Consider the following 12,129-nt stretch of genomic DNA (forward strand, 5'->3'; position numbering starts at 1 on the left):
GCTCATTCCTTCAACGTACTGCCCAACAGTTTACGGTGCTTGAATAATAAAATCGAGGAATCTACTTTATAACACAGTAGTACTAGATCCGCCGGCTGATTCCTCGCCGTCAAATAGAACTCTAAAGAGTGACCATAACGACTCTCTTTAGGGTTTCGCTCCATCTCTACAAGGCACGAAACTGGTGGAGTGTCGAAGGGTGGGTTTTGCGTCGTCTATACTCCACATTCGCTGGCGGTTGGCCTGGAATCGGTTTGCTTCTCATGCGTGTCATTCTGGGCGCTGCACTGCTTCTGCGTGCGAACTCGGCGCTGTGGAGCAACCCTGATGTCAGTACAACGATAATTTCCGCATTTCTGACGGGATTCGGACTCCTTCTGATTCCCGGCCTGTGGACGCCCCTCGTGGGAGCCTTGGTTGCGTTGCTGGAAATCTTGCAGATCATGACGATAGGCGGAGACCGATGGGTCACGGTTTTGCTCGGAACCATTGGCTGCGCTCTCGCCATGTTAGGACCGGGTCTATGGTCAGTCGATGCTCGCCTGTTTGGGTGGAAGCGCGTGGAACCTCCACCGCGCAGAGTCAGCCCCAAATCCTGAAAGACTCCTTTATTAATCACCGAAAGTTCTGGCTTGACGGAGGCTAGTACTTTCCCTCTCTAGAGGTCGCGATTTGGCTCGTCGTGGGGCTGTTTACAAACGGGATTCATTAGACAATTCACACATCGCACCAGCCATTCATAGGCTTATCTATGGCAACGAAATTTATTTCGGACTTCGGTAACACGAAATGAAGAAATGGCTGACTGGCTGCATATATAGCTGCCAGAGCATGCACCAGGAGGATAAACATATGACACGCGCTGACCTTGAAATCAATCAGGAAGCCATGTGGAGAACATTGGTCTTCGAACAGCAAACCACCCTCACACTCGCGGTTGAGATGCTCTTGCGTTGCCATCTCTCTCCCGAAGAGATCCTGACCAAGACAGCGATGGCACTGAAAGGCTCACACCTCGATTCGTGAGGTTTGCGAGGGCATGAAACCTTGATGGACCAAATTCGTTTCCAGCAAGGGCGGGACAGTTGTTACATACGCAAGAAATCCTGCCGCCGCTCCAATCGCAAAAAGGAGATTCCTATGAAGTACAAATTTGCGGGTATCGCCCTCGCGATAGGGCTGGTTACGGCGAGTGCTTTTGCTCAGAATACTGGGCAGGCGACCGCGGCCGTTGAGGGTGTGGCGTTTACGGTGGATGCAAACGGGGGGCATGCTGTCATACCCAATGCAAGAATTTCGCTGGAAGGTCCAACACACATCGAGGCTGAGAGCGATGGCGCGGGCAAGTTCGCATTCAATGCAGTTCCTCCCGGGACGTACACGATCAATGCACAAGCACCCGGCTTGGCCGCAAATCGGACCATCGAGGTTACGGCGGGCTCTGCTTCAGAAATAGCCTTGGAAATGAAAATCCAAGTCGTTGTGGAATCGACCACGGTCACGGCTAGTTCAGATCAGATCGACACCAAAGAGTCTTCTGGAACCAGCACGATCGGCGAATCAGCGGTCAGGAACATGCCAAATTTGGATGAACGCTTCCAGAGTTTGCTGCCTCTCATTCCGGGCGTGGTTCGCGGCCCGAATGGCCTCATCAACATGAAAGGCGCTCAGGCCTCACAGAATGGATCGCTGCTCAACAGCGCTGACGTGACCGATCCAGCTACGGGCACATCCGCGCTCAATATCCCCATTGATGTGGTTTCGTCCGTGCATGTTCTCTCTACGCCCTACGACCCCGAGTACGGGAAATTCACCGGCGCGGTCTCGAATGTCGAGACGCGGCCCGGAAGCTTCAACAAATTTCGGATCTCCGCTCAGAACCTACTTCCGCGTTTGCGGAGAGTTGATGGGTCAATCATGGGGATCGCCGCGGCGACCCCCCGAGTCACAGTCTCTGCTCCGATTGTGAAGGACCGTATTGCCTTAACGCAGTCGTTTGAATATCGCTATGAACGCAATCAGGTGTTTAGTTTGCCGCCGCTCGAAGCGTGGACTCGCTCTGAAAACGTCAACTCCTATACACAGATGGATGCCAACATTACGAAGAAGCAAACGGCGACCGCATCGTTTGCAATCTTTCCGCAAAAGCTTGATTACTACGGGCTAAACACCTTTACACCGCAGGAAAGCACGCCCAACTTACATCAGCGTGGATATCAGGCATATCTGCAGCACCGATACGTTACCGATTCGGGCAATCTGCTCACCTCACAGGTGAACTTCAGAACACTTGATGCTGACCTGTTGCCGAACAGCGATAAGCCTTATCAACTTCTCGTTGAAACCACCAAGGGCGGTTTCTTTAACCACCAGGACCGCAATACAATGCGCACAGAATGGGCAGAGATCTTCCGCTCCCACCCGCGTCATTACTTGGGATCGCACGAACTCAGTGCAGGCGCAAACTTCGCGCACAGTTCCTATGATGGCCGTCAGGAATTTTTGCCGGTACAGATTATCGGAGTTGCCAACTATCCTTTAAAACAAATCCAGTTCGGGAAAAGTTCGACCTTCTCCATTCATCAAAATGAGACAGCCTGGTTCATTGGCGACAAGTGGACTGTTTCTGATCGCCTGACGTTTGATTTGGGCCTTCGCTTCGATCGGGACTCGGTCACAGATTCGGTGAACACTGCTCCTCGCGGTGGGTTCGTCCTTTCACTGACAAGTAACGGCAAGACGATGCTCAAGGGCGGAGCAGGGTTCTTCTATGACCGTGTGCCGCTCAACGTTCCGGCATTTCGTTACGTGCCGGCTCGTACAGTGACTGAACTGAATTCAGCCGGTGAGGTCGTCAGTTCCACAAAATATTCGAACGTCATCTCGAGCGGCCTGCGAAATCCACGCAGTGAAGTCTGGAACCTCGAACTGAATCGTGAGGTTGCGAGTAATCTTCTGGTCCGAGTGGGGTACCAGCAACGCAATACAATCCACGGATACTTCGTCAATCCCATAGCGTCGGGATCAACCGGCAGCCTTTCGTTATCGAACCGCGGAAGTGGCATCTATAAGGAATTTCAGGTTACTGCCCTTTATCGAATTCACCGTAGCACGCTGAACGCTTCGTATGTCCATTCGCGAGCGTACGGCGACCTGAACGATTTCAACCAGTTTTTCGGTAACAACCCTCTGGCCGTAATTCAACCAAATCAGCGTGGTCGCCTGAACTTTGATGCGCCGAATCGAATCCTGGTCTGGGGAGAAATTGCCGCACCGTGGAAATTGACCGTCGCCCCCGTGCTCGATATCCGTAGTGGTTTCCCGTACTCAACGGTCAACGAGTACCGCGAGTTCGTGGGACCGAGAAATGAATTGCGATTCCCACGTTTCGTTTCGACCGACTTACAGGTCTGGCGCCGCGTTCGTCTCCCGATAAAGGAGCGCCATGCGCGGATCGGATTTGGCGTCTATAACGTCTTCAATCGCAACAACTACCGCGATGTTCAGAATGATCTCGACAGCTCTCGCTTCGGCCAGTTCTTCAACGGGCCCAGCCGCACCTTCCACGGCAAATTCGTAATGGAGTTTTAGACCATGAAACTGACTCTCAAGATCGCCTTTTTCACTTTGGCAATCGTGCTTTCCGAAGTGACGAGTGCTTCATCTCAAACCGGCGATTCGCTTCCATCTGCGGATGACGTGATCGCGAGGATGTTGCAAGGTGATGTCGAGCGCAGATCTGAATTGACGGGGTACTCGGCCCTGCGCCGCTATGTCGCTGTCAACAAGGATCGCCGGGCCGAGATGGTGGTACGCGTCGACTGCTCTCCTGACGGCACGAAACAGTTCACTGTTATCTCCGAAGAGGGATCGAACGCGATTCGCAAGCACGTTTTCTACAAAATACTGAACGAAGAGAGTGTTGCGTCACATCACGAGACCCGCGACGGCAGCCGTATCACACCAGCAAACTACAAGTTCAACATGGTCGGGCAGGACACTCTCGACTCCGGTCCAGCATATGTGCTGGCGATCATTCCAAAAACAGAGAACAAGTACCTGGTTGACGGAAAAATCTGGGTAAACGCGAAGGACTACTCTATCGTTCGCGTCGAAGGCCAGCCTGCACGAGATCCGTCCTTCTGGGTGCATAACGTGCATTTCGTTCACACGTATCAGGGAGTTGGTCAGTTTTGGTTCGCCTCTTCAACCCACAGCACGAGCGAGGTGCGAATCTTTGGGCGCTCGGAACTAACGATCGAAAACTCTGATTACGCGCTGAACCCACCGAAGAAACGTACAGCGGAAGCAGATTCTGTAGCGAGCCTGGTCCGATGAGAAAAATTCAGCTAATTATCGCGTTCGCTGCACTAATGCTATTTGCGTGGGTGATCGCCCATGTTGGCCCTTCAACCATAGTCGCGCAATTGAAGGCCCTGCGTGTTGCATTACCGATTGTGATGGCTCTGAGCGCACTCCGCCTATTCCTGCAGAGCACCACCTGGTCGGCATCCCTAAAGGGCGTGAATGTTGCTGTGAATACAACAACCCTGATCGGAGTGAGACTGGCTTCGCAGTCTATGGGATATCTCACAGTTCTCGGTCCGGTTATTTCCGAGCCGATGAAGATCAAGCTTCTTGGTAGCTCCAGCGAACCAACCATTAAGGCCACATTTCTGGATACCGGAGTTTACTGGTTCACCTCGGCTTTGGTTGCAATTTCAGGTGTCGTTTGTCTTCCTTTAATCGCCGCTCATGGTGCAGCCTACCATTGGATACCAGTTATTCTTGCGCTTGCTCTTGCTGTGTTCGCCATTACACGTCGCAGTCCCATCCTTACTGGCGTTGTGCGCGCATTTGGCAGGCGCGCTCCTTCCTGGCTCGCGCGCGCAGGAAACTTTGAAGCAGCTATCCGAACCTATCGCCTCCAGCAGCCTGCATTAGTTAGCCGGATGTTCTGGATCGGCGTGGCGTGCCAGCTGCTGATCGCTTCCGAAGTCTTGGTTGTCTTGTGGTCGCTGCATCTGCCCATTCATTTCTTGGCTGTTATGGCCATTGAAGGAGTGACGCGCGCATTGAAAATGGCGAGCGGTTGGATTCCCGCGCGAGTCGGATTTGACGAGGGCGGTGCAATTTCGGCGTTTGCGGTCGCCGGGCTTTCACCCATGCTTGGTTTGGGACTGGCTTTGACTCGGCGTGTGCGCGATCTCCTGTGGGCCTTGATGGGAATTCTTTGGCTCGCCTGGAATTCGCGCAGCTTGAGCCCTCGGCATGCAATCACACTTGGGCATTCAAGCAATTTATCGGGACGAGGTGTCTAAATGCAAGCAGTCATAGCTATTCCGTCATTCACAGCCCTGATCGGCAAACAGAAAATAACAGAACTACTGATGCGCCCGGTTGCCGGCGTTCCTCTGTTGAAGCGGATTGTTCTTACCGCAAGCCGCGCAGGAGCGAGTGACATTCTTCTAATTTGTCCCGAAGCCCTGGGTCACGCACTTCCACAGGAATTCTTGCAAGGGGTCTTCCCATATGGAAGTCGAATTAGAGTCATCCAATTTGACAAATTTAATCCGCGAGATTCCTCAAGCTGGGCGAAGATGGAGGCACACCTGGACGATCAGTTCCTTTGGATACCCTGGAACTGGGTCACAACCAAGCAATTCCTGACGAACCTGCAGCTTCAGAACACGGCCTCGGTGGACTGGGAGACGCCTGCTCGTATCTCCTTGCATGAGATTCGCGACCACGCCACATCCATTCTCCCCTCTCCTGATATTGAGGGTGTCCGAGTCACCTCGCCAGAAAGCATCGCGCGAGCTGAGCGCTTTCTGGTCGCACACTCTGGCAAAGTTCTGGATGGCATTCACACGTCTTTTAATCGCCGACTTTGCCGCCCATTCGTACGGCTGCTTTCTCATACTTCGATCACTCCAAACGCTGTCACATTCGGCGGTGTCCTTATCTCTGTTCTATCAGCCGTCGCGTTTGCACACGGAGACTACTTATATTCGGTGCTGGGTGCTTTGCTGTTCTACATTGCAGGCCTCTTCGACGAGATGGATGGAATGCTGGCACGAATCAAGTTTGCGGAGTCGCCGCGCGGAACTTGGCTTGAGGGGTTTGCCGACGGGCTCAGCTACTTGCTGCTATTTGGTGGAATCACAATAGGTCTCAGCCACCGATACGGCAGGCCCGCCACCCTAATGGGCATCGTGCTCCTCGTCGGGGCCATTCTTGCCTTAGTCACTACTTCGCTGCAGCGCCGCCGCGCCACAACAGCAGATCGGCCAAATGAATATCTGGGCCGCATGTATCAGTTACTCGATAAGGATTCAGGAAATTGGATCTCTCGTGTCGTACGCCAGCTTCAGGCCTTTGTGAGAAGAGGCATATTAGTCCACTACGTTGTCATCTTCACACTCATCGGAGCGCTCCCGCTAATCTTCTTCCTCGCAACGCTCGGCGCTCATCTCACCTGGATTTTGACCCTCTATTTCAATCGCAGATTCTTTGCCCAATCGTTCTATACCCGAGCAATACCAACTGTAAACACAATCAAGGAGACGTTATGAAGGCAGTAATATTGGCGGCAGGTCAGGGCACCAGGATTCGCTCCGTGCACGGGGAACATCCGAAATGCCTGATTGAAGTTGACGAAACTACGATTCTGGACCACCAACTCGAAGCACTCTCGATGGCCGGAATCAATGATGTGGCCATTGTGGTTGGCTACGAGAAGGAACAGATTGTCGATCACGTGAAGAGCAAAGAGCTGAGTTACAACCAAAGGATTCATTTCATCGAGAATCCGGCGTTCGCAATCACTAACAATATCTACTCGCTTTGGCTCGCAATTGATTGGTTGCGCGGTGACAGTTTTATCGTCCTCAATGCCGATGTCATCTTCGACGCCGAAATTCTCAACTCCGCCGTGCAACCCTATGCTCCGATCTCGATGATCGTGGACCCGTTGTGGCGGGATGAGACGATGAAGGTGATTATCGAAGGCGACCGCGTGACTCGAATGAGCAAGAAGATTTCACAAGAGGAGTTCAGCGGAACGTATATAGGAATTACAGTTTTCTCCACGTCGATCCAAAACAGATTTTTCCACAAGCTTAACGATCTCACGGCTGAAGGCCGCGTGAATGAATTCTTCAATGTCGCAGTGCAGAAGCTCGCAGATGAAGGCGTTCCCGTCGGTTGCACGAGCACAGATGGATTGGCCTGGGCCGAAATCGATGACCCGCTGGACCTGACGTTCGCACAGCAGAGTGTATTTCCAAGTCTCGCCGCAAGGATGGTCTGATTGTGTCAACAAAAGAGATCATTGCCGAGAACTTCGCGCCAAGCCAATGGCTCTCCTGGCCACGCAGTTCCATACGAGTGATGGATTGGAACATCGACCGTGGCTTAAAACTTCGGTCGATTATAGATTTCCTGGGGGATGTAAATGCGGATATTTTCATTCTTCAGGAAGTCGACATCAATGCGCGACGAACCCAGCGTCTGAACGTCGCGCAGGAGATCGCCCGAAAGTTGCGCCTGAATTATGTCTTCGGTCGTGAGTTTGTGGAGCTGACGCAAGGTTCCAACACCAGCCCTGCCTACCACGGACAAGCCACACTGTCCCGATGGAAAATTTCAAACTCGCGAATCATCCGTTTCCGAGAGCAGTCCAATTTCTGGAAACCACATTGGTACATACCAAAGCTGGAACCGTTCCAGGAGAGGCTCGGGGGAAGAATTGCGCTAGTTTCCGAGATCAACATTTCTGGTGTTTCAATTGTTTCTTACAACCTGCACCTGGAGAGCCGCGCCAATGATGAATTACGCCTTGCTCAGTTGGATGAGGTGCTAAAAGATGCGAGGGCATACGAGCCTGCACACCTGACGGTCATCGCGGGCGACCTGAACCTAAATGCATCCGATCCCGCGCCAGCCGAAGTGATAGCCCGGAATGGATTCACCCATGCTGTACCAACCAGTCGCCTGGCAACCACTCCTGCACACCATCTCCTCGAACCCGGCCGCCATATCGACTGGGCATTCGTACGCGGTCCTGTGCAGATCGATAAGGGATGCGTCCATAACTCAATCAAAGCTTCTGATCATTATCCAATCTCATTCGAAATCGGCCTTTCCCGTGGACATTGAAATGTACCTGCTCCAAAGCCAGATCGTTTACCACAGGACGGGTTGAGAAGCTCCACGAAATCGATTGCGGGCTCCGGGGTCATGGTGGAAGCGAAGTTGTCCGCCGTGCTGACGAACCTGCAATGGGAGCCATCGTGTGGTCTGTGCGTTCAAGTAATGGTTCCAACCAGAAGGGATGTCTATGCACAAGCTGTAATTCTGCAGTTTCCGATTCAATCGATCGGTTGCTACGTAACCACCTTCCACAACGACAGGAGATCCGGATGCTACGAGCATTAAGTATGACTTTGATATGCGGGACGGCCGTCATGGCGTTGTCTCAGAGTGATCCGTCCCATGTACCGCAACAGCAAACACCAACAAAAAGCACGGCAATAATAGGTCTCGACGGCGTCAAAAACAGGACAGAAGGAATGATGAATATCAATGACGGAAAACTGTGCTTTGTTCATTCCGGAACTAAGTCACAAATTCCGGCTGCAGCGATAGAAGACGTGGTCACCGCCGATGACAGTCAGAGAGTAATTCGAGGAACTCTGGGCACCCTCAGCATGTTCGGACCGTACGGATCAGGACGAGTTTTGAGCATGCTTCGCTCCAAGCTCGACAGCCTGACAATTCAGTACCGTGATGATCATGGCGGTCTGCACGGCGTGGTTTTCACCATGCCGGTGGGCAGTGCAGAGCCGTTCAAGCAGGAGTTGATCACACAAGGAGCACATACAACTATGCCCGCAGCCTCCAACACAAGAGGTGGGAAACAATGACGAACTTCTTCCAAATCACGACATGCTCATGTCTGTTCGCCATGATGTCGCTGGCTGGTCCACGCCTGTATGCTCAGCGCAAGGATACCGAGAAGATAAAGGCGTCGGCGCTCAAAGTAGAAATGATCCGATCTGACAAGATAAAGCTGCCGGCCACATTTGAAGTGGCAATCTATGAGAACCTGATTCAGCAATTGGGAAGGAAGGCCGCCTTCCTGCACCTCTATCGCGATGGCGATCGTGATGCCGCCAATGTCCCAAACCTCGTCCTCCTTCACACAACGGTCAGCGAATTTACGAAAGGAAGCGAGGAGATGCGGCAAGTCACAACGGTCGCTGGCGCAACATCAGTTACGATTCATTGTCGGTTCACCGACTCTGACGGCAAGACCTTACTGGAGAAGGATGTCAGCGGCAAAGTCCGATTTTTTGGCGACAATCTCAAAGCGACTTATGATTTCGCGAAAAAAGCTTCGGCGGTAGTCGCCAAGAACTTCTCTGCACCTGCAGTTCAGTCTTCCGCTCCTAACCTTGACGCGTATACGGCGTACCTACAAGCTCACTTCCGGATTCATCGGTAAAGCGGACGCAAGGGCTGGTGTGAAGCTGCCCCCGTCAATGAGAGCGAAGCGACGCGTTCTCTTCCGTGAGTTGGCCCAAGATGGCCTGAAGTTTGCCGAAGCTCACAAACGAACGATACGGCAAGATCGTTCGTGCTGGGCAACGATGGCCACAGTTTTGGCGATATCGCGGTGGACGATATGAAGCCTTCGTTGATCAACGAATACTTCGTCTCCCGCAAGGACGCGAAGCCTGCGACGATCAACCGGTATCGCTCCTTCCTGTCCATGTGCTTTCAGGAGGCTATCCGGAACGGGAAAGCGGAGAAAATCCCGCGCGTCTCGTGCGCCTACGTCGCGAAGACAATGCCCGGATTCGTTTTCTAACCTTTGAGGAAGAGGCTACGATTCGCCGAGGAATCCGCGAACGGACACCTACTCATGAGGATGCATTCATCTTCGCTATCGAAACGGGACCCAAGAGACAAATCGTGTATGGCTTTCTCGCTACGACGAGCCTCCTGATTCACCAGATGCCTGGTTTAAGGAGGTCAAAAAACATTTCGTACAATAAGACCGTGGGCTAAAGAATATTACTTGGCATCTCCTTCGACATACATTTATCTCTAGGCTGGTGATGGCGGGAGTGGACCTGCGGACGGTGCAAGAGCTAGCTGGGCACAAGGATATAAAGATGACAATCCGGTATGCTCATCTAGCGCCCGAGCACAAACTTAATGCGGTCTTTTAGGGCGAAGCAAACATCATAGAGCGTGTTTCATAAATAAATTCGGTCTCAAGCTGTGTACTTCTGCGTGAGATGATTGGTTTGTGAACTTCTTGCATGAGCAAGAAGCGATTCGAGTGCTGCCCGAGCCGCCGCGGCGCAAGGGCAAGCGCAGCTGTCCATGGGCATCCAACCGGGCTTGCCAGGAGGGCATCTTGTGGGTGTGTTGCAAACCGGTGCTGCGTGGAGATTTTTGCCCGACAAGTATCCCTCCCCGGCAACCTGCTGGCGGCGATTGAAGCAGTGGGAGTAGCAGGATGTCTGGCTCAACGCCGGCGGGCGCTGCTGGGTGCGCTCGATGGCGAAGGTCTGCCGGATCAGCAGCTCTTCGCCACGGAGCTACTGCTCTGCAAAAGCCTTTCAAAGGCGTCTGAATTCAGCAGGTCAAGAGATTGCACTACTAAGTCGGCAGCGAGATGCTTACCGTTGCGACTCACTCCAATGCTCCGCATCCCAGCGGCGCGCGCTGCTTCGACCCCGGCGACGGCGTCTTCGACAACAATGGACCTTTTGGGTGATGTGCCAAGCTGCGAAGCCGCCATCAGGTACACTTCCGGATCCGGTTTTCCTTTGTGCACATCCTCCGCCGAGACGATGGCCTGAAAACAGTGGGCCGCCTTCAGCGATTCAAGGACTACTTCAATATTAGGACGGGGCGCTGCGGAAGCAATTGCCTGTAGCCATCCCTCTTCGTGAAGTCGGCGGACCCAATCGGAAACCCCGGGCAGTGGCGACATGCCATGTTTGCGAATGAGATCGCGGTATAGCTCTTCTTTAGCGCGTGAGATCTTCTCCACCCGTTCCGGGGTTGATGCGGCGCCGAGCCACCTGGGAACGATGGAATCATTGCGCTGTCCGAAGGAAGAAAGAAACAGCTTGCGCGTGATGGGAATGCCCTCTTTCGCCATCGTGTCGCGCCAGGAGATCCAGTGGAACTCCTCTGAATCGATCAACGTTCCGTCCATATCCCAAAGTACCGCCCGCGCTGTGCTCATCGACTGATCTCCATCTAAAGTGCCCCTTTATGAATTGCTCCTGCGGAATCCCTCACCAAACAAGCGTCGCACAATGCCGATCGACAGGTGCTTGCTGAGCAGATCGCGAAATAACGCAGAGCGAACCTCCGGTTACGCGGCTTTTTGGACAACCTTGGAGAGCGCAAAGTCTTCCAGGTGGCGTGCATCGCTATTGAACTTGCGGATTCCCTCAGCAAGCTTCTCCGTGGCCATCGCGTCCTCGTTGTGCATCCAACGAAATGTCTTCTCGTCCAAGTGGAGGCGCTCTTCCTTGCTTTCCTGCGCCTTTGCCGGATCGAGCTTGCGCTCCAGGGAACCCTCGGTCTGCTCCAACTGTTCAAGAAGCTCTGGACTGATAGTCAGCAAATCCGATCCGGCCAGGTGGAGGATCTGATTCACGTTCCGGAAACTCGCACCCATAATCTGGGTCCTGTAGCCATATTTTTTATAGTAATTGTAGATGCGGCTAACCGATGCAACGCCGGGATCCTGGTCCGCGGGAATCTCCCCGCCGCCATGCTCCTTCTTGTACCAATCGTAGATACGACCAACGAAGGGTGAAATCAAGGTAACTCCAGCTTCCGCGCATGCGACTGCCTGGGCAAAGCTGAAGAGAAGTGTCAGGTTGCAATGGATGCCTTCCTTCTCAAGAAGTTCGGCGGCTCGAATACCTTCCCACGTGCTCGCGATCTTGATGAGGATGCGTTCGTGCGCCACGCCCTTCTCATTGTAGAGCGAGATGAGCTTGCGAGCTTTCGCGATAGTACCCGTGGTATCAAAGCTCAAGCTGGCGGCAACCTCGGTAGAGACACGGCCGGGGACGACTTTGAGAATCTCGC

The 12,129-nt window shown here is 53.2% G+C and carries 14 protein-coding genes; 11 read left to right on the plus strand and 3 right to left on the minus strand.

Going from position 1 to position 12,129, the window contains the following annotated elements:
* Nucleotides 1-263: 263 nt before the first annotated feature.
* Nucleotides 264-599, plus strand: coding sequence for a hypothetical protein (locus Q363_RS26815; protein WP_157467633.1), 336 nt, complete (start codon nt 264-266; stop codon nt 597-599).
* A 118-nt stretch (nt 600-717) separates the two neighbouring features.
* On the opposite strand, the gene Q363_RS41290 is transcribed toward Q363_RS26815, so the two are convergent.
* Entirely contained in the window at nt 718-960 is a 243-nt protein-coding gene (locus Q363_RS41290) for a hypothetical protein (RefSeq protein ID WP_157467635.1), read from the minus strand.
* A 180-nt stretch (nt 961-1,140) separates the two neighbouring features.
* Between Q363_RS41290 and Q363_RS26820 the strand changes: the two genes are divergently transcribed.
* The 10 genes from Q363_RS26820 to Q363_RS39205 all read left to right on the plus strand — a co-directional run bounded on the left by Q363_RS26820 (nt 1,141) and on the right by Q363_RS39205 (nt 10,238).
* Complete coding sequence (locus Q363_RS26820; RefSeq protein WP_035356887.1) at nt 1,141-3,591, plus strand: outer membrane beta-barrel protein; 2,451 nt, start codon at nt 1,141-1,143, stop codon at nt 3,589-3,591.
* Nucleotides 3,592-3,594: 3 nt separating this feature from the next.
* Entirely contained in the window at nt 3,595-4,338 is a 744-nt protein-coding gene (locus tag Q363_RS26825) for a hypothetical protein (protein ID WP_035356889.1), read from the plus strand.
* On the plus strand, nt 4,335-5,321 hold the full coding sequence (locus Q363_RS26830) for a lysylphosphatidylglycerol synthase domain-containing protein (protein ID WP_035356891.1): 987 nt from the start codon (nt 4,335-4,337) through the stop codon (nt 5,319-5,321). The genes Q363_RS26825 and Q363_RS26830 overlap by 4 nt, the downstream gene beginning before the upstream one ends.
* A gap of 279 nt (nt 5,322-5,600) precedes the next feature.
* The gene (locus Q363_RS26835) at nt 5,601-6,575 is read left to right on the plus strand and encodes a CDP-alcohol phosphatidyltransferase family protein (protein ID WP_169747148.1); all 975 of its coding nucleotides are present in this window, start codon (nt 5,601-5,603) and stop codon (nt 6,573-6,575) included.
* The gene (locus tag Q363_RS26840; protein ID WP_035356894.1) at nt 6,572-7,312 is read left to right on the plus strand and encodes a phosphocholine cytidylyltransferase family protein; all 741 of its coding nucleotides are present in this window, start codon (nt 6,572-6,574) and stop codon (nt 7,310-7,312) included. Before Q363_RS26835 ends, Q363_RS26840 begins: the two co-directional genes overlap by 4 nt.
* Nucleotides 7,313-7,314: 2 nt before the next feature.
* Nucleotides 7,315-8,160: an endonuclease/exonuclease/phosphatase family protein gene (locus Q363_RS26845; RefSeq protein ID WP_035356895.1), complete on the plus strand. Its 846-nt coding sequence runs from the start codon at nt 7,315-7,317 to the stop codon at nt 8,158-8,160.
* Between the two features lie 263 nt (nt 8,161-8,423).
* Complete coding sequence (locus tag Q363_RS26850) at nt 8,424-8,927, plus strand: hypothetical protein (protein ID WP_035356896.1); 504 nt, start codon at nt 8,424-8,426, stop codon at nt 8,925-8,927.
* The gene (locus Q363_RS26855; RefSeq protein WP_035356897.1) at nt 8,924-9,508 is read left to right on the plus strand and encodes a hypothetical protein; all 585 of its coding nucleotides are present in this window, start codon (nt 8,924-8,926) and stop codon (nt 9,506-9,508) included. The genes Q363_RS26850 and Q363_RS26855 overlap by 4 nt, the downstream gene beginning before the upstream one ends.
* 132 nt (nt 9,509-9,640) lie before the next feature.
* Nucleotides 9,641-9,874 (plus strand): hypothetical protein, encoded by a 234-nt coding sequence (locus tag Q363_RS26860; RefSeq protein WP_035356898.1) that lies wholly within the window; start codon nt 9,641-9,643, stop codon nt 9,872-9,874.
* Nucleotides 9,875-10,079: 205 nt separating this feature from the next.
* A complete protein-coding gene (locus tag Q363_RS39205) occupies nt 10,080-10,238 on the plus strand; it encodes a tyrosine-type recombinase/integrase (protein WP_084080804.1) in 159 nt (52 codons plus the stop codon).
* Nucleotides 10,239-10,591: 353 nt separating this feature from the next.
* Here Q363_RS39205 and Q363_RS26865 read toward each other — a convergent pair whose 3' ends face one another.
* Nucleotides 10,592-11,269, minus strand: coding sequence for an HAD family hydrolase (locus Q363_RS26865; RefSeq protein ID WP_051979389.1), 678 nt, complete (start codon nt 11,267-11,269; stop codon nt 10,592-10,594).
* A 132-nt stretch (nt 11,270-11,401) separates the two neighbouring features.
* Nucleotides 11,402-12,129, minus strand: a 728-nt coding sequence (locus Q363_RS26870; RefSeq protein WP_035356899.1) for a transaldolase, incomplete at its 5' end; no start/stop codon positions are given.

Origin of the sequence: Edaphobacter aggregans DSM 19364 (assembly GCF_000745965.1) — a bacterium.
Classification (GTDB): domain Bacteria; phylum Acidobacteriota; class Terriglobia; order Terriglobales; family Acidobacteriaceae; genus Edaphobacter; species Edaphobacter aggregans.